Origin of the sequence: Saccharobesus litoralis (assembly GCF_003063625.1) — a bacterium.
GTDB lineage: Bacteria > Pseudomonadota > Gammaproteobacteria > Enterobacterales > Alteromonadaceae > Saccharobesus > Saccharobesus litoralis.
On record NZ_CP026605.1, the window covers coordinates 49,846 to 67,893 of the forward strand.

Genomic DNA, 18,048 nt, shown 5'->3' on the forward strand with positions numbered 1-18,048 from the left:
GTCGCTGATAAGTTGCCTTATCAGGGCTAAACCAAATTTGGGCAAAGTTTGGGAGTGACTTAAGTCACTCCCGCTCACTTAAGGGTTATTGCGCACTACCGGCGGCATATAACGCTTGAACTAAATCTGCGCCAATTGGATCGCTATAGATTTTAAGTTCATCAATTGCACCGTTGAACGGTGTATCCCAGTGGTTAACACCTAAACCAAAGTAGGTTGTTTGGCCTGCACCAAATACATTTGGATAGTTTTCGCCGCTAAACTCAACTTGACCATTGATGTATAGCGTGACCGCTCCGTTATCAACCGTAAAGGTGATATGCGACCATTCTTGTGCTGGAATTTGGCCACTAGCCGGATCCGCATCGTACCAAGCGGTACCAGACCATAAGCGCGTTACATTGCCATCACCCCATGCTGGTACAAAGCTGACCCAACTTGACGTATTAGCCGCACCAAAGAATGAAGTACTAAAGCCAGTGAAGGCATCCGGACGGATCCAGAAAGACACAGAATATTGATAAGTACCGATTAGGTTATCCGGTAAACGAACACCATTAGTGCCATCTAATTTAAGCGCTTGCCCTATCACACCATCAACATATTCAACTGAGCCACCTAATGCATCAATAAAGCCATCTGTCGGTTGGCCTTCGCCATACAAGTTGTTGGCAGACATTAAGTCACCATCAAAACTAAATTCAGCCGGTGCTTTTGATTTCACTGTCACTTCAAACGTTTTTGTATCAATACTACCTTGGAAGTTGATAGTTGCCGTTAAAGTCACTGTTGCATCTGCTGATGTTGGGCCAGGTTGAGTGACCTCAGCCATACCATTAACCACTTTAATCACAGCTTCGTTATCGGATGTCCAGCTAATGCCTGACACAAATGGACCAACACGTGGTAGTTCAAAGCTATCTCTTACCGCATCTGTGTTTGGTAAAATTAAGCCATCTTTAACAAATGCTGAGAATTGCGCCGGATCGGTCAAATTGTTAATGGCCGCCGCGTTAATATCTAATGCGGTTAGGGCGTAGTCGTAGACCAATACTTCATCCACTTCCCCGATAAATGGTTTATCCCACGCGTTAACACCAAATGCCATTACGCCTTCATCAGTGATGTTAGAGAAATAATCTGGTAATCCAGATAAACTCGAAACTTGTTCACCATTTAAGTACACATCAACTTCACCATTATCCACAGCAAAGGCAACATGTACCCATTCCATTGGCGTTAATGTACGACCCGTTGCGCCGTCATACCAAGCATCGATGTTGTCTTCAGGAACAATATTGTGGCTCCAAAAATGAACTTGTCCGTCCCAGTTTGCTGGCAACAAATTAATCCAACGATTATAGGTATCGTTTTCAGCCGCAAAGAATGAAGGTGTAAAGTTATTGATCTCATTGGGTTTCATCCAATATGAAACCGTATATTGGTAACTATTAAGCAAATTGTTAGGGAAGCGTATGCCATTTGTACCATCTAACGACAAGGCGCGACCGGCTTTACCATCAGCATAGCCAACAGTTCCGGTATTAAACGGACGATCACCAGTGCCTGTTGCCATTTTACTGCTATCAACACTGTCGTTAAGGTTATCTTCAAAACGATAATGAGCTACCGCATTTTTAAATGCAGGACGAGCTTGTAATAAGATCTCAAAATCTTTAGTTACACTTTGGCCATTTAACGTCAAGGTCGCCGTTAAATTAATGGTTTTGTTACCACGATCGGGGGTTGGAATAAATACTGAACCATCTGAGCCAATATAATATTCATCACTGCTTTGCCAATTGATTTGCGTACCATCTTTACCTAACACCGGCAATGTAAAATCAAGATCAGACACTGTCAGTTCTGCAGGTAAAACCAGAGCTGTTTGCACTTCACTCAACGTCGTCGCCGTTGCAGTAATTGGGTTAACATGACTTGCAAATACTGTTGCACCGTCGTTAGCAATCGCACTGATCACAGGCACCATTTTGTTACGCACGCCATCAAACTGCCACTTAACCACACCGACATAGGTGCCAGAAGCTAATTCTAGTTTGATGTTTTCTGGATCTAATAAATACCAAGCCCCAGGATCGCTGCCGGTTACCGTATGGTCAGTATTAAGCGCAATATGAGTTGAGCGTATTGCGAAATTGTTAACTCCGATACCTTGGTTAATAAATTTGTAGTAACCATAAATATCATCCTTGGCCACAACATTGTCACCTGTGGTTGGCACATAGCGTTGTGGTGATGCCACTAACCAACCGTCACGCGTAATAAACATTTCGTGCGTACGCACTGCATGCGCTTCAGGGTGATCATAAGGTGTTGAAGTTTGCGGGAAGCGCGTATGGGTAACCAGTAAATGTTTGCCGCTAGCTTCGTCATACATTGCTGAGTTATGGCCAGGTGCTTGATAACCCCAAGCGGCAAACTCGTCACCTAATTCTTGAGTATATTCAAAGCCGCCCATTAATTTTGCGCCCACTTCTAAGGTGCCAGTTACGGTTGATACATCAACGCCTGCTGGATCATAGTATGGCCCTTGTGGATTTTTAGAACGCGCGACACGCATGTTGTAGCCGCCGTTAACATCAAATCCGGCGACTGACCACATTAGGTAATAATAATCGGCTTCAGGGCTATAAAAAACAAAAGCACCTTCCATTGCACGGAAATCGCCACCAACAAGGTGAGTACCATAGCCTTGTCCCGACTCTGGCTTACCTGTGGTTTCATCTAAGGCTAATACAAAAATACCGCCCGAGTATGAACCGTAAACCATCCATAAGTTGTCGTCTTTATCATAAAACGCCGTAGGGTCAATCGCATTAGGATCAACATGACCATGCCAAGTAGTTTGACCGTTATCTAATGGGTAATCAGCAAATTCAGGGAAAACCGTTTGCATTTCATAAGTCGGTTGGCCGTCGCCGTCCAACACAGGGTTACCATCAGCATCAACAATGGCAATTGGATCGCCGTTACCATCTAATACTTTTTGTTGTTCACTGCGATAACCAGAACGTAAAAACACACCTTTATCGACATAAGGGCCTTCAATGTTATCAGCTTCAGCTAAACCTAAGTACGAGCGATTCCAACACACTTCGTCCACTACATCTGGCGTATCTGGATTGTCTTGCGCACAATGGTTGTAATAAAACCAATATTTACCATTTGGCGCTTTAATAACGTTAGCAGCCCAGTTACCAGTAAAGCCGTCAGTCCATGCAATACCCTCTGCAAATTCACTGCTATAGGTATTAAACAAGCTACTTTCATCAACTAAATGGTTAGCACTTAGCGTAGAGATATAATCCCAGCTGATGAGATCGGTTGATTTAGCCGCGGCTAAATGTGAACCGAAAATATAATAAGTGTCGCCATCTTTAACGACTGATGGATCATGAACGCCAATATCGGCGACGCTAGCAAAGTCAACGGTGCTAACTTCACTTGGAGTTGAGGCTTCTTTTGTAATTTCAGGCGCTGTGGTGGTGGTAGGTGTGTTGCCATCACCCGTACCGCAGCTTGCTAACGCAATCAAACTTGATATAGCCAGCGCTAGTTTTGTTGTCTTCATGTGTGTCCTCGCAATTTAATACTTACAGTTTAGTGCTGAGAAGAAATTTTGCATATAAACCAGACTTTGATTTAACGCATACGGTAATTTAATAATACTTTTTAAATAATGTCAAAAAAATAACCAAAGTAAATTAAATGTTATTAGCTGTGGCTATTTTTGTAATTTTAAATAATAAAACAAACTAAAAATAAGCGTAAACTAACCACCACAAAACATAAAAACACCATAAACACCTGTTTTTAAAGGTTTTTATTAGTTGACACCTAGTCTCGTATTAGATACTAGCTTTTGCTTACATTCATTAACAAACCCTATTATCCCGTCAGGTGAAAAATAATTTAAAAAATCGCAATTGACCATAAAGTAATACTTTATATAGACTTTAAGCGTGATCTAGGATCACTCAACACAAATAAAACAACAAATTACTAACAGATTTCAAAGAGGTCTTTATGCGATCATTTTTAAGCCAATCAATTAAACTAGCACTGATCAGTGGCGGTTTAATCTCAAGTACTGCTTTAGCCCTGAGTAATGGTACCTATGTGCTAAAAAATAACTTCAGTAATAAAGTGATGGACGTGGCTAGCCGTTCAACTGCAGATGGCGCCAATATTATTCAATATCAACCAACCGGCGGTACTAACCAGCTTTGGGATGTAACCCATGTCGGCAACAACCGTTACGCCATTGTGTCTGTGCATAGTGGCAAAGCACTAGAGGTATTTAATTTTGATGCCTCAGACGGCGCCAATATTGTGCAATGGGCTTACTGGGGTGGCGACACCCAACTGTGGCAACTGGATGATTTGAATAACGGTTATTATGGCCTGATTAATCAATATTCAGGTAAAGCAGCTGAAGTCTTTAATTTTGACGCCAATAACGGAGCCAACATTGGCCAGTGGACATATTGGGCTGGTGCACCACAGCAATGGGCATTTGAGCCCGCAAGCTATGCTGATCCTACGTTAGCCAGCTCGCAATTTACTGACATCTCAGTGCATGATCCGTCAATCTTCGCACATAATGTTAATGGCCAAACCACCTATTATATTTTTGGCTCTTTTGCTGCATCTGCCAAATCTAACGATCTGATGAATTGGACATCAGTATCTGACGGGGTGGATAACAATAACCCATTGTTTGGTTACAACATTACTAATGAACTCGCAGAAGGCTTTGCTTGGACCGGTGATAACACAGCACTGTGGGCCGCTGATGTTGTTCAGCTTAGTACGGGGCAATTTGCTTACTATTACAACCAAAGTTTAATGACAGAACCACGCGGCTATACGGGTGTCGCCACCAGTTGGAATATAGAAGGCGCCTACTCCAATACCGGCCTAATATTAAAATCTGGCATGTGGGGCCAAGAAAGTGAAAACCCAGGAGAGATTTACGATCCTACCATTCACCCTAATGCCGTTGATCCTCATGCCTTTTATGACAAAGACGGCAAAATGTGGTTAGTCTATGGCTCGTATTCGGGGGGTATTTTCATATTAGAAGCCAATCCGGCCACAGGTAAACCTTATGCTGGCCAAGGGTATGGAACTCACTTATTAGGCGGTGATCATAGCCATATTGAAGGCGCGTTTATCCAATACAGTCCTGAGTCTGGCTATTATTATATGTTTGTTTCCTTTGGCGGTTTAGCGTCAGATGGCGGTTACAACGTTCGTGTTGCGCGCGCCACATCGCCTAATGGCCCATATTACGACGCACAAGGCAATAACATGGCTAATGTGCGAGGCGATCGTTCTGCAATCGCCCCGTATGGCGTTAAATTAATGGGTGGCTTTGAATTTGCTGGTGACTATGGCTATTTGGCACCCGGTCACCAATCCAGTGTTTACAAGCCAGAAACTGGTCAATATTTCTTAGTTTTCCATACTCGTTTTCCAAATAGCGGCGAGTTCCATCAAGTCCGCGTACACGAAATGTTTATAAATTCAGATGGATGGCCTGTTGTCGCCCCACAAAGATACGCCGCACTTAACGGCGAAAATATCGTTGATTTGTACGATATGGTAGGCAGCTATAAATTTGTTAATCATGAAAAGGATATCAATACATCGGCAAAACAATCGGTCAATATACAGCTCAATGCCGATGGTACTGTGTCAGGCAATCACTCAGGCACTTGGTGGTTGCAAAGCAGCAACAAGTTCCATATTTCCTTAAATGGGCTCGGCAGCTTTAATGGCGTAGCCAGTTGGCAATATAACGCCACGAGCAATCAGCTTGTTCCGACTTTTAGCGCTTTGTCTAACCAAGGGGTAGCTGTTTGGGGGACTAAATAACCAAATAGCACAGCTTATTTAATGCGGGCAGGAAGCCCGCTAATTTAATATTAATAAGCGAAAGCCTTTCAGTTTCATTTTGATGATTAGGTTTGTGGGTGAGACTTTAGTCCAATGCCATTAAGTTAACGATTTTTGGTAGAAACTATGAAGGACAGTATATCGACTAACCTTAAGGTGACAAAACCAAAAAAGGTGAATAAAGATGAATACTGTCCTTCAAGATAAAGATAACGCAAATTCAAATATTTTGTACCTTGCTTTTGAATTAAGTGCAAAAAGCTGGAAGCTAGGATTTAGTAATAAAGTTAAGCTCAGACAGAAAACGATTGATGCTGGTGATTGGAATAGCCTACTTGCAGAAATTGAACTGGCAAAAGAAAAACTAAAATGCACACCAGACTGTCCGGTTTTTAGCTGTTACGAAGCGGGTCGAGATGGGTTTTGGATACACAGAGCATTGGAAAAAGAAAATATCACCAATTATGTGATTGACTCAGCCGCTATTGAAGTGAATCGGCGTCAACGCCAAGTCAAAAGTGATGGTGTGGACGTAAAAGCCTTAAACAGACTACTCATTCGTTATTGTTCAGGTGATTTGACGGCAATGAGGCCTGTTAGAGTCCCGACTATTGAGCAAGAAGATAAACGACGATTACAACGCGAACGAGGGCGATTAATCGAAGAGCGAGGGGCGCATTCAACAAGGATAAAATCTTTACTTTTTCTGCATGGCATACGGCTAGCAAACATAAAAGATTTAAAAACATTACTGCCTAAACTTAAAGGCGCCGTCACGGGGTATGACATTCCAGTTGATACGAAGAACGAATTACAACGCGAATACGAGCGCTATGTCATGGTAGATAATCAAGTGAAAGAACTTGAAGCGTTACAAAAAGAGCGAGTTACCCAAGCCCAAGACGGCAGTATGGAAAAACAGATAGAGCAAATGATGCAACTCAAAGCCGTAGGATGGCAAACCAGTTGGTACTTAGTTGCAGAATTTTTTAGCTGGCGAGATTTCAAAAACGCTAAGCAAGTGGGGAGTTGTGCGGGATTAACTCCAACACCTTATGACAGCGGAGACAGCCAACGCGAACAGGGAATAAGTAAAGCAGGCAATAAGCGGGTGCGCAAGGTCATGATAGAGTTTGCTTGGCTGTGGTTACGTTACCAAAAAGGCAGCAAATTAAGTCAATGGTTTAAGGAGCGCTTTGACAAAGGCAGCAAGCGGATGCGAAGAGTGGGAATAGTCGCGCTCGCGAGAAAATTATTAGTGGCTCTGTGGCGTTACCTTGAGCATGGTGTTATTCCCGAGGGTGCACAATTAACGGAAGGTTAATTGCACAGAGGCAGTCACAAATGACAACAAACACATAAGGAATTAACGTTAACGATTGTGAGAAGGTGCTCGTGCCCAACCTTGGTAAGCCAAGCTTGACCGTTTTTGTAGAAGGGGCACCTTCAACCAGATTTCACTGCACATACGAATGCAGTTTGAGGTAGCCAGCTTAGGGCTGGAACGGATAGAAGGTGGTTGCGCTCACACTTGATGTTGAGTAGCACGAATAAATTAATCTGGGCAATTGATTAACTTCAAAAATGGGAAAAAGCTTATGGTTTGAAGAAAGAGCATAAGAGATTTTTATAAATTAAAGGTTGGGTATTGACTTCCTGTCCTTCATAGAAGGTTGGGCTGAAGGATGAAGCCCAACAAAAACGTGGCTTGTGTTGGGCTTCGCAAGCTCAGCGCTAACCAACGTTAATTTAAGAAAAAGTGAATGCTTGGAGCCAAAATATGGTAAAATAAGTACTTAATAATTCGATGATTTTTTTGAAAAAAACGGTTGATCTAATGACACTTATCCCGCAAGAAAATTGTTCAAAATATAGCCAATCTGATAAACAACCCTGAGTTTATTGCTCGTTATAAGTCTTCTCCTAAAGATTTTACTCGTAATCGTTCGTTAACCTTCAGTCACCTTGTCTCTTTTCTACTGAATTTTGTAAAAGGCTCTGCTGCACAAGAGCTCGATAACTTTTTTGATATCATTGAGCAAATCAATGGTACTTATTCTCACGTAACCGCTTCGGCTTTCACACAAGCAAGAAAAAAGCTCGACCCCTCGGTGTTCGTTGAATTAAACCGCGTGTTAGTTAACCAATATAGTCAACATTGCCGTCAGCGGTGGCATGGGTTTCGCTTACTCGCTGTTGATGGCTCAACCGTCAATCTCCCTGCAACAAAGGCACTGAAAGCCCATTACAATCCAACAGATGAAAGTCGAAAGAGACCCTTAGCCCGCTTGTCTCAGCTATACGATATCAGCCACCGAATGACGATTGACGCATGTATTGAGGGACATCATACAGATGAACGTACGATGGCTTTGTCACATTTACCGCATACTCAGCAAGGTGATTTGGTCATCTATGATAGAGGTTACCCAGCGTTCTATATGTTTGCTTATCATCGTCATATCGGTGTCGATTTTTGTATGCGGACGCTTTCCAACTATAACGTTCAAGTTCAAAACTTCATTCAATCTGATGAGAAAGAAGAAATGGTTGAATTACACCCGAATCGGTTTGCCATCCAGCGTTGTAAGGAGTTAGGGGTATCAATAGCACCGCTTAAGGTTAGATTAGTCAGAGTGCCACTATCAAGTGGTGAAACGGAGGTGTTAATGACGTCAGTCGATGCAGACAGATTGTCTTATGAAGAATTTCAACCCTTATATCACAAGCGTTGGGGTGTTGAAGAAGATTACAAAATCATGAAAAGTCGACTTCAAATCGAGCAATTCTCTGGGAAGTCACAGGTCGCTATCGAGCAAGACTTCTACGCAAAAGTCTTAAGTAAAAATATTACCAGCCTTTTCGTCAACGAAGCGCAGAGTACGATTGATGAAACATTAGCGCATCGCAAGCGGCGCTATCAAATTAATTTTACAGCGGCCCTTAGCGTAATGAAGCAAAACATAATTGAGCTTCTTCAACTAAAAGACATCACGTTGAAGATAAACAAACTAATATCTAAAATGCTCCGGCATACCAACGCAATCAGACCAGGCCGTTCTTTTGTTAGAAACGTGAAATTGGGTGCCAAGCATCATATGAATTATAAGCGGCCTAACTAAGCAAAGGCTTAACTTAATGACATTGGACTTTAGTCTTACTCTTTTGGGTTGGCTCGTTTGCTGGCTTTGTAAGCATAAATGGTATCTACTGGGATGGTGAGGTTGGCAGGCTCTGCAAGCATAAATGCTCGCCTTGTATCTCTCTGTGATAGGTGTTTAGCTAGCACTTATCACATCGGGAAGCCAGTGAAGTATGTTGCTCGTCTTATCAGAAAATGATGTTTTGTAGATTATACCCTGGCTTCCTAACCTCCATAAAACTGAATGGTATCCAAGCGCTTGACGCTGCATGTACAAGGGGAGTAAATAGAGATGAAGGCTTTTACAGGCATTGATGTTAGTAAAGATAAATTAGACGTGTGTTGGCTTCGTGATGTCACCACAAATAAAAAGAAAACAAAGGTGTTAAAAAACACCTCTAAAGGCCATGAAGCATTAGCCGAATGGTTACTTAAAAATACAGGTTTAACACCTCAAGAGATTGTTATCACCGTTGAACCAACCGGTGTTTATAGTGAACCCTTGATGTATTTTTTACATGCAAAAGGCTTTATTTTACAACAAGCTAATCCTGGTAAAGCATACAAGTATGCTCAGGCCTTAGATTTGGTTCACAAGACAGATAAATCAGACTCGATAATGCTAGCGAGGTATGGCCACGACAGACAGTATTCTTTATCTCATTGGCAGCCAGAGACCAAGGAATTCAGGGAGTTAAGAGCTATGTTGCGCCGATTGGAAGCACTAGAGAAAGATTTACAACGAGAAGAAAATCGATTTGAAGCGGCTGATTTTTCAAGTGCATCAAAACGTGTAATTGAATCATTAGAAAACATGATTTCAGCGTTAAAAGAAGAAATTAATAAGCTCACAGAAGAGATTGATGACCATATTGACCGTCACCCAGATTTAGGAAAAAACAGAGATTTCTTATTAACTATCAAAGGTGTGGGTCCAGTTATTTCTAGGATTATGGTGAGCTTATTTGCCAGTAAAGATTTTAAGGATGCAAAGCAATTATCGGCTTATTTGGGGTTAATTCCTAAGATGAAAGAGTCCGGAAAGCGAGCTGGAAAAACGACCTTGAGCAAAGAAGGGCCGGGTTACATAAGAGAAAAATTGTATATGGCAGCGGTTGTTGCTAGCCAGCATAATCCAGATATAAGGGCACAGAAAGCGCGCTTATTAGCCAAAGGAAAAACGAAAATGGAAGCCTTGGGCGCTGCGATGCGAAAGCTTGCACAAATATGTTTTGGCGTGGTCAAAACACAAACAAATTATCAGCCTCAAGTAACATAAATTAGTACTTGAGACCGGTATAGAGAGATGGTATCTACTGGGGTGGCGAGGTTGGCAGGCTCTGCAAGCATAAATGCTCACCTACTGGGGTGGCGAGGTTGGCTGGCTCTCAAGCATAAATGCTCGCCTACTGGGGTGGCGAAGTTGGCAGGCTCTGCAAGCATCGACACCAACTCGATATGTCTAGCTGCTCATTAATAGCTTATGATTGACCTAAAAACATTAAAAAATAAATCACAATAAAAACATAACCTTGAATTGAAATGTGAAGTATTTGCTACATTTTTTGCCAATTAATTAACTTTGTCAGTTGAAAAAACCAACATTGAATTATAAAGTAATACTATATTAACGTATATCTTTTGAGGTGTGGTATGTCATCAAAGTTATTAACGCTTATTTCTCTGGGTATCTCTCTTATGATAATGCTGTCCAATAGTGTTAGCGCACAAGAGATCACCATCCGCCATAATAAAGTCAGTGGCGTTGGAGCTAAAGAAGAATACCAATTTGGTTTACTCAAATTAGCCTTGTCTTATGACAAGCAAAACACCTATGTTTATGAAGAATCCTCGCGATTTCTTATGCAAGCCAGAATGGTAGAAGATGTCGCCGCCCATTCATTAGATGTAGCTTGGACAGGAACCTCGAAAACGTTAGAGCAAAAACTCATGCCGGTGCGCATTCCACTCTATAAAGGGTTATTAGGCCATCGTATTTTTATTATTCGAGCCGATGCGCAGTACAAATTTGATAGTGTCGAAACCTTTGAGCAATTAAAAAGCTTAACTGCGGCCCAAGAGCGAACTTGGGCCGATACCGCCATTTTGCGCGATGCCGGTATTCCCGTTATTGGCACCCGTACATATGAAAACTTATTTTATATGCTTGAAGGCGGCCGTTACGATTACTTCCCGCGAGGCGTGCATGAGCCTTGGTCTGAAGTGACGCAGTACCCCGATTTACCGTTAACGATAGAAAAACGCATTTTAGTTAAATATCCACTACCCGCTTATTTCTTTGTCAGCAAAGACAACCCAGAGTTAGCGCAAAAAATTAAACGCGGCTTAATGGCGGCTATCGAAGACGGTAGCTTTGATAACTATTTTTTCAACAACCCTATGATTAAAGACGTGATCCGCAAAGCGCATTTAGAAGACAGGGTGGTATTTGAAATTGACAATCCATTCATTCCCGAAGACACGCCATTTGATGACGCGCGTCTTTGGTTACACATCGAAGATCTTAAAAAAAAACATAACCCCATAGCTCAAAATTCAATCAACTATTAAGAACTCAAGGTAATTTCATGAACGTCTCCGTATTTGCTAAAGCAGCGCAAAGCCTGCTTGTTGTTTCAAGTTTGTGCTTAGTTGCAGCCTGCACATCTACACTTAGTCCTAAAGGAAACCCACACATGATCGAGCAACAACCATACGGCACTTTGCCCAATGGTGAACAAGTTACCCAATACACTCTAACTAACAAAGCTGGCACGCAAGTTAAAATTATTAGTTACGGCGGTATTATCACCTCATTAAAAACCGCCGACAAAAACGGCAAGCTAGATAACGTGGTATTGGGTTACGACACATTAGAAGACTATTTAGCCGATACCAATTATTTTGGTGCGCTAATCGGACGTTTTGGTAACCGTATTGGTCAAGGTAAATTCACATTAAACGGTGAAACCTATCAACTGCCGCAAAACAATGGCGATAATCACTTACACGGTGGTCATTACGGTTACGACAAAAAGAATTGGTTTGTGACACCTTATATAGAGAATCAACAACCAGGATTAAAACTGCAATTGTCTAGCCCAGATGGTGATCAAGGTTATCCGGGCAATGCCTTAATTCAGGTAAACTACTTACTCAATGATCAAAATGAATTAGTTATTGATTACCAAGCGATAAGCGATAAAGCCACACCCATGAATTTAACTCAACACAGCTATTTTAATTTAGCTGGACAAGGCGATATTTTGAGCCATGAGTTACAGATCAACGCCAGTCACATCACCCCTGTGGATGACACGCTGATCCCAACTGGCGAATTAACCAGCGTAACGCAAACTCCGTTTGATTTTCGTAGCGCTAAAACCATAGGTCAAGATATTAACCTTGCTGACCAACAGCTAAAATACGGCTTAGGTTATGATCATAACTTTGTATTAGATAAATTAGCCAAGCATGCGCTTGAACTAGCGGCACGCGTTACCGAACCGACATCAGGCCGCGTGTTAGAGATCTTTACCCAAGAGCCTGCAATCCAGTTTTATTCAGGTAACTTTTTAGATGGCAGCGCAAAAGGCCAAGGCCGTGTTTATCAGCATCGCAATGGCTTTTGTTTAGAGCCACAACACTTCCCTGATTCACCGAATAAGGCGCATTTCCCAAGCACCATCTTAAATCCAGGTGAAACCTACAATACCCGAATGGTTTATCGTTTTTCGACTCTAAATTAATCGATTTTACTCAATCAGTACCCGTCGTGAAGACCTTTGTCGTTAATTTAACGCGCCAAACACGGCGCGTTTTTTGTTACCTAGTCAGTAACAACCTAGTACTTATTCCAGAAAGAAATGATCAGTTGAATTCTTTGTAGGTCGAAGCTGCTGCTTCGTCAAAACCTTAAAATACGACGCGAGCGTCGAACCTACAAAAATAGCTAGCCTTGTTTCAACTAATCAAAATTAAATGGAAAAGGTACTAGATCGAGTTAACGACTAATTATTATTTATCAACTAATCAATTAAATGTAGTCAAAGCGATCAGGTTTTAGTGGCAGGTTTCTGGTTCCAGACGAAACCTAAGTACCTACATCCATGTAGGCAAAGCCGTCAAGCTTCGAGACCCCATGAGCATATGCTCTATTATGTGATTGGGGTTGCCTAAAGGGACTTAGGTAGTAGGACGACGCAGGAGCCAAAGTCGAGAGTAAGCGCTGACAATGAACCATAAGACCTGAGCGAGAAGACTAAAGCTGGAAGACAATATGACACGCATTCTCTGGACAATACTCTGTAGCCTAATGCTTAATGCTTGCTTGTTTGATCAACAACACGAGCTGGAAATAAACAGTCCCAATGGTCAACTTTCCGTCATCGTTAATAACTCAGCGCAAGGGCTGACTTATCAAGTTCAACGGCAAGGCAAACCTGTGTTAGAACCATCAAAACTTGGGATTGTTTTTGAAGATAGAGCCTTTGCGCAAAACCTAAACATTGTCAGTAAAAGTAAAATCAGTGCCGTTAATCAGCAATACACCCTGTATGCCGGTAAACAAAGCCAAGTCGACTATCAAGCCAATCAGCAAACGCTAACTGTCGAGAATCAGCAAAAACAGCAACTAACTATTATTTTCAACGTTGCCGACGACGGTGTTGCGTTTAGATACCGTGTAGAAGGTGCCAACCAAACCGTAAAATTTAAAAGTGAGCTAACTAGCTTTAATTTTGATCAAACGACTTTAGGCTGGCTACAACCCTTAGCTCAAGCGCAATCAGGCTGGGGGAATACTAACCCGTCATATGAAGAACACTATCAAATGGCAATCAAGTTAGACACGCCTTCTCCCACAGGTGCGGGGTGGGTTTTTCCGGCATTATTTAATAGCAAAATGCAAACCCAAGAAACTTGGCTAGCCATTACCGAAGCCGACGTTAGCAGCCAATTCCATGCTTCGCATTTAAGCCATGTGGCGACTAACGGCGAGTACGTTTTATCGCCGCCAACCCCGCATGAGGTTTTTACTAACAGCAGCCATTTAGCTCAAGGTCCTTTGCCTTTATTATCACCTTGGCGCGTGATCGCACTCGGTAGCCTTGAAACGCTAGTTAATTCAACTTTAGGTACCGATTTAGCCGCCCCTCAAATTGCAATGGACACGCAATTTATTCAACCAGGCGTGGCTTCATGGAGTTGGGGTTTGTTAAAAGACGATTTTACTCGTTTTGATGTGCAAAAAGATTTTATTGATCACGCCGCCGATATGGGCTGGCAATATACTTTAGTTGATGCCGACTGGGACCGACGCATTGGCCACCACAATATAGCCAAACTCGCACAATATGCACAAAATAAGAATGTAGGTTTATTTGTTTGGTATAACTCATCAGGCAATTGGAATACCACCAGCTATTCGCCAAAAGGGGCGTTGTTGACTAGTGAGCAACGCAATCGGGAATTTGCGATGTTAAAAAATCTCGGGATTAAAGGCGTTAAAATCGACTTTTTTGCTGGCGACGGCCAATCCATGATGGCCTATTATCACGCAATTTTACAGGACGCGGCTAAACATCAGTTGCTAGTTAATTTTCACGGGGCAACCTTGCCGCGCGGCTGGCAGCGCACCTATCCCCATTTATTAACCGTAGAAGCGGTTAAAGGTTTTGAAATGATCACCTTTTTCCAAGATGCCGCAGATAAAGAAGCCAGCCATAGCGCGGTACTGCCCTTTACTCGTAACTTGTTTGATCCTATGGACTTTACTCCAACCACCTTTAACGATATTCCGGGTATAGAGCGTAAAACCAGCAACGCATTACAATTAGCCCAAGCCGTTTTATTCACTTCGGGTTTACAGCATATCGTTGAAACACCGCAAGGTATGCAAAACGTACCAAGTCAAATCAAACAAGCACTCAGCCATTTACCGGCTAACTGGGATGAATCGCGTTTTATAACCGGCTACCCAGGTAAGCACGTAGTGATAGCCAGACGCGCAGCCGATACTTGGTATATTGCCGGAATCAACGGAGAAAACACCAGCAAAGCATTAACCCTAGATTTAAGCTTTATACAAGATCAATCCTTACAAAGTTTCACCAGCGACGGCAGCCAACGTGGTTTTAGTTTTAAAACCATAAACGCCAGCGATAGTACTAACATCAATATGATGGCAAACGATGGCTTTTTGTTGATATCACAATAAATAGAATGGTCGAAATTAATTTAGATAGTTTATGAATTGGTGGGGGTGAACCCCACCCTTCTACATTTATCCACGGCGCAAACCCATTAATACTACTTAACATCTACAAAAAAGCCTTTTAACCTTTTTTATACATTTACCTTGATCTAAATAGTATTACGATAGTAGTATATAAATCTCTTTTGGCGATATTAGCCATTGAGAATAAAAACTCACACGCAGTACTTAATAAAAATGGCAAAATAAGGGCTTACTTATGCGCAAAGCATTAAACAAAATGGCAGGTTTAGCCTGCGGCTTATTAGCAGCCTCTCTTAGTCTTCACACTTGGGCGATCGGTAATGGCGTTTATACCATCACCTCAAAACACAGTGGCAAAATGGTAGAAGTCGGTGGAGCATCGGCTGACGATGGCGCTAATGTTAATCAATGGTCAGGCAACGGCCACGACACCCAAAAATGGCTGATCACAGGTACAGGCAACGGCTATTACTCACTGATTAATTTAAGTAGTGGTAAAGCCATGGAAGTTTACAATTTCGACACCAACGATGGTGGCAATATCACTCAATGGGAATATTGGGGCGGCAATACTCAGCAATGGTCAATTACCGATCGCGGTAACGGCTATTACAGCTTTATTAATCGCCATAGCGGCAAATCATTAGATTTATTGGGTTTTGATACCAATGATGGTGCCAATATTGGCCAATGGTCTTACTGGGGAGCTGACGCACAGCTTTGGTCATTACAGCAAGTCGGCAGCATTGAATCAGCCCCTTGGGATCCATCCACAACCAATGGTGCAACAAGTCACTGGCCATTAACCGGCAGTATTGTTACCCATGATCCAACAATTGGTTACGACAATAACCTGTGGTGGATCTTTCAAACCGGACCAGGTATTTACGGTAAATGGTCAACTGACGGTATCGCGTGGAACGACGCTGCACCCATTTTTCCAAGCCCGTTAAGCTGGTGGACTGACTATGTGCCGGGCAATACCAATAATGATGTTTGGGCGCCTGATCTTAAACGCTATAATGGTCGCGCTTGGCTGTACTATTCAATTTCAACGTTTGGTTCGCGTGTTTCCGCCATAGGGTTAACATCGGCCTCAAGCGTAGGGGCTGGCGATTGGCGCGATGACGGCTTAGTGGTGAACACAACTAACGCCGATGATCACAATGCCATCGATCCTGACTTAATTGTCGATAAAGATGGCGCACCTTGGTTAACCTATGGTTCTTGGAATTCAGGCATTAAGGTTAAGCGTATTAATCCTATTACCATGAAACCGTATGGTCCATTATATTCAATTGCCGCGCGCTCGGGTGGGATTGAAGCGCCAACCATTATTTATCGTCAAGGCTACTATTACTTATTCACCTCGATTGGTAAATGCTGTAACGGCGCTGATAGCACCTATCAAATTATGTATGGTCGTGCCACGGATATTCGTGGGCCTTACTTAGATAAAAATGGCAACGACTTATTGCATGGCGGCGGTGAAATACTCGATAGCGGTAACAGTGATTGGGCAGGCCCAGGCGGACAAGACATTCTGAATACAGATGTGATTGCTCGTCATATGTACGATAAAAACAACAACGGCACACCGGTATTGTTTATTAGTACATTGAATTGGGATGCTAATGGTTGGCCACGTTATTAATAAATATTAAAATTTTAGTGGGGGTGAACCCCACCCTTGTAACAACCATAATTTAAACTTGGGCAACTGATGCGCGTTCGACTAAATCGGCAACAAATAAATGGGTTTGTTTAGAATGCTTAGGTTCGTTTTTAGCTAAAGATAAAGACAAATCCACCGCATATTTAGCCATTTCTTCAACCGGATAATGCATGGTAGTCAGTTTAGGTAGGCAAGCTTTAGCAATGGGTAAATCATCAAAGCCGATCACTGATACTTGATCTGGCACTTTAATGCCGGCTTCCGTTAAAGCATGCACCGCACCTATGGCCATTAAATCATTAAACGCCACAATCGCCGAAAAAGGCTTACCAGAATCTATCAGTTGTTTAGTTGCTTCATACCCGCCATCAATATTGGCCGTTGATTCAATCACAAGATCATTATCAATTTCTATACCGCGCACATACAAAGCTTGTTTAACCCCGAGTACCCGCGCACTCGGATCACCATTTTGATAAATACTGCTGACAATCGCAAAATCCTTGTGGCCTTTGTCCATAAGGTAATTAGCCGATTTCTGCGCACCTGAGCTATTGTCAAACCAAACACAACGTTCAGATACTTCTGAAATAAAGCGATTGATTAAAACCAAGCCGGGAATGTCGCGACACAATTGGATCAACTTTTCTTCATCTGAATATTCGCTGTGTAAAATAATCGATTTGCAGCCTTGGTTGCGCAACGATTCAATCGCTTTTAACTCAGTTGAGGTTTCATAAGACGAGTTACACATTAATAAGTTGTAGCCTTGCTCGCGAGCAGCTTCCTCTGCACCTGCGGCTAGCAAACCAAAAAAAGCCATGGATATTTTAGGCGTAACCAAGCCAATAACTTGGGTGTCGGTCGTGATGTTATTGGGTGAGTCATTATGTAATTTATAGCCAAGTTCTTTTATAACCCGAGTCACACGGGCACGACATTGCTCGCCGACTTTTCCTTGACCATTCACAACCCTTGATACAGTAGCCGTTGAAACGCCCGCTACTTTGGCTACATCTTTAATTGTTGGCACAATAACACCTGTAAAACTCGTTTAACTATAAAAACACG

General features: G+C 42.4%; 10 protein-coding genes. 8 read left to right on the forward strand and 2 right to left on the reverse strand.

The window, feature by feature from the left end; genetic code table 11:
- Positions 1-85 precede the first annotated feature (85 nt).
- Entirely contained in the window at positions 86-3,592 is a 3,507-nt protein-coding gene (locus C2869_RS21875; RefSeq protein ID WP_108605193.1) for a LamG-like jellyroll fold domain-containing protein, read from the reverse strand.
- 455 nt (positions 3,593-4,047) lie between these two features.
- On the opposite strand from C2869_RS21875, the gene C2869_RS21880 reads away from it, so the two are divergent.
- The 8 genes from C2869_RS21880 to C2869_RS21915 all read left to right on the forward strand — a co-directional run bounded on the left by C2869_RS21880 (position 4,048) and on the right by C2869_RS21915 (position 16,956).
- Positions 4,048-5,901 (forward strand): RICIN domain-containing protein, encoded by a 1,854-nt coding sequence (locus C2869_RS21880; RefSeq protein ID WP_108605194.1) that lies wholly within the window; start codon positions 4,048-4,050, stop codon positions 5,899-5,901.
- A gap of 205 nt (positions 5,902-6,106) precedes the next feature.
- Complete coding sequence (locus C2869_RS21885; protein WP_108601389.1) at positions 6,107-7,246, forward strand: IS110 family RNA-guided transposase; 1,140 nt, start codon at positions 6,107-6,109, stop codon at positions 7,244-7,246.
- A 559-nt stretch (positions 7,247-7,805) separates the two neighbouring features.
- Positions 7,806-9,044 carry an IS4 family transposase gene (locus tag C2869_RS21890; RefSeq protein WP_228710862.1) on the forward strand — a complete coding sequence of 413 codons (1,239 nt, stop codon included), beginning with the start codon at positions 7,806-7,808 and terminating at the stop codon, positions 9,042-9,044.
- A gap of 312 nt (positions 9,045-9,356) precedes the next feature.
- Positions 9,357-10,343 carry an IS110 family RNA-guided transposase gene (locus tag C2869_RS21895; protein ID WP_108605196.1) on the forward strand — a complete coding sequence of 329 codons (987 nt, stop codon included), beginning with the start codon at positions 9,357-9,359 and terminating at the stop codon, positions 10,341-10,343.
- 374 nt (positions 10,344-10,717) lie between these two features.
- Positions 10,718-11,635: a substrate-binding periplasmic protein gene (locus C2869_RS21900; protein WP_108605197.1), complete on the forward strand. Its 918-nt coding sequence runs from the start codon at positions 10,718-10,720 to the stop codon at positions 11,633-11,635.
- Positions 11,636-11,652: 17 nt separating this feature from the next.
- Positions 11,653-12,813: an aldose epimerase family protein gene (locus C2869_RS21905; protein WP_228710860.1), complete on the forward strand. Its 1,161-nt coding sequence runs from the start codon at positions 11,653-11,655 to the stop codon at positions 12,811-12,813.
- Positions 12,814-13,343: 530 nt separating this feature from the next.
- The gene (locus C2869_RS21910) at positions 13,344-15,281 is read left to right on the forward strand and encodes a glycoside hydrolase family 97 protein (protein WP_108605198.1); all 1,938 of its coding nucleotides are present in this window, start codon (positions 13,344-13,346) and stop codon (positions 15,279-15,281) included.
- A gap of 256 nt (positions 15,282-15,537) precedes the next feature.
- On the forward strand, positions 15,538-16,956 hold the full coding sequence (locus C2869_RS21915; protein WP_108605199.1) for a family 43 glycosylhydrolase: 1,419 nt from the start codon (positions 15,538-15,540) through the stop codon (positions 16,954-16,956).
- Positions 16,957-17,008: 52 nt separating this feature from the next.
- Here C2869_RS21915 and C2869_RS21920 read toward each other — a convergent pair whose 3' ends face one another.
- Entirely contained in the window at positions 17,009-18,010 is a 1,002-nt protein-coding gene (locus C2869_RS21920) for a LacI family DNA-binding transcriptional regulator (protein WP_108605200.1), read from the reverse strand.
- Positions 18,011-18,048 lie beyond the last annotated feature (38 nt).

Coding starts and splice junctions, on each gene's coding strand:
- C2869_RS21875 (WP_108605193.1), bottom strand. CDS start 3,592: ATGAAGACAACAAAACTAGCGCTGGCTATATCAAGTTTGATTGCGTTA.
- C2869_RS21880 (WP_108605194.1), top strand. CDS start 4,048: ATGCGATCATTTTTAAGCCAATCAATTAAACTAGCACTGATCAGTGGC.
- C2869_RS21885 (WP_108601389.1), top strand. CDS start 6,107: ATGAATACTGTCCTTCAAGATAAAGATAACGCAAATTCAAATATTTTG.
- C2869_RS21895 (WP_108605196.1), top strand. CDS start 9,357: ATGAAGGCTTTTACAGGCATTGATGTTAGTAAAGATAAATTAGACGTG.
- C2869_RS21900 (WP_108605197.1), top strand. CDS start 10,718: ATGTCATCAAAGTTATTAACGCTTATTTCTCTGGGTATCTCTCTTATG.
- C2869_RS21905 (WP_228710860.1), top strand. CDS start 11,653: ATGAACGTCTCCGTATTTGCTAAAGCAGCGCAAAGCCTGCTTGTTGTT.
- C2869_RS21910 (WP_108605198.1), top strand. CDS start 13,344: ATGACACGCATTCTCTGGACAATACTCTGTAGCCTAATGCTTAATGCT.
- C2869_RS21915 (WP_108605199.1), top strand. CDS start 15,538: ATGCGCAAAGCATTAAACAAAATGGCAGGTTTAGCCTGCGGCTTATTA.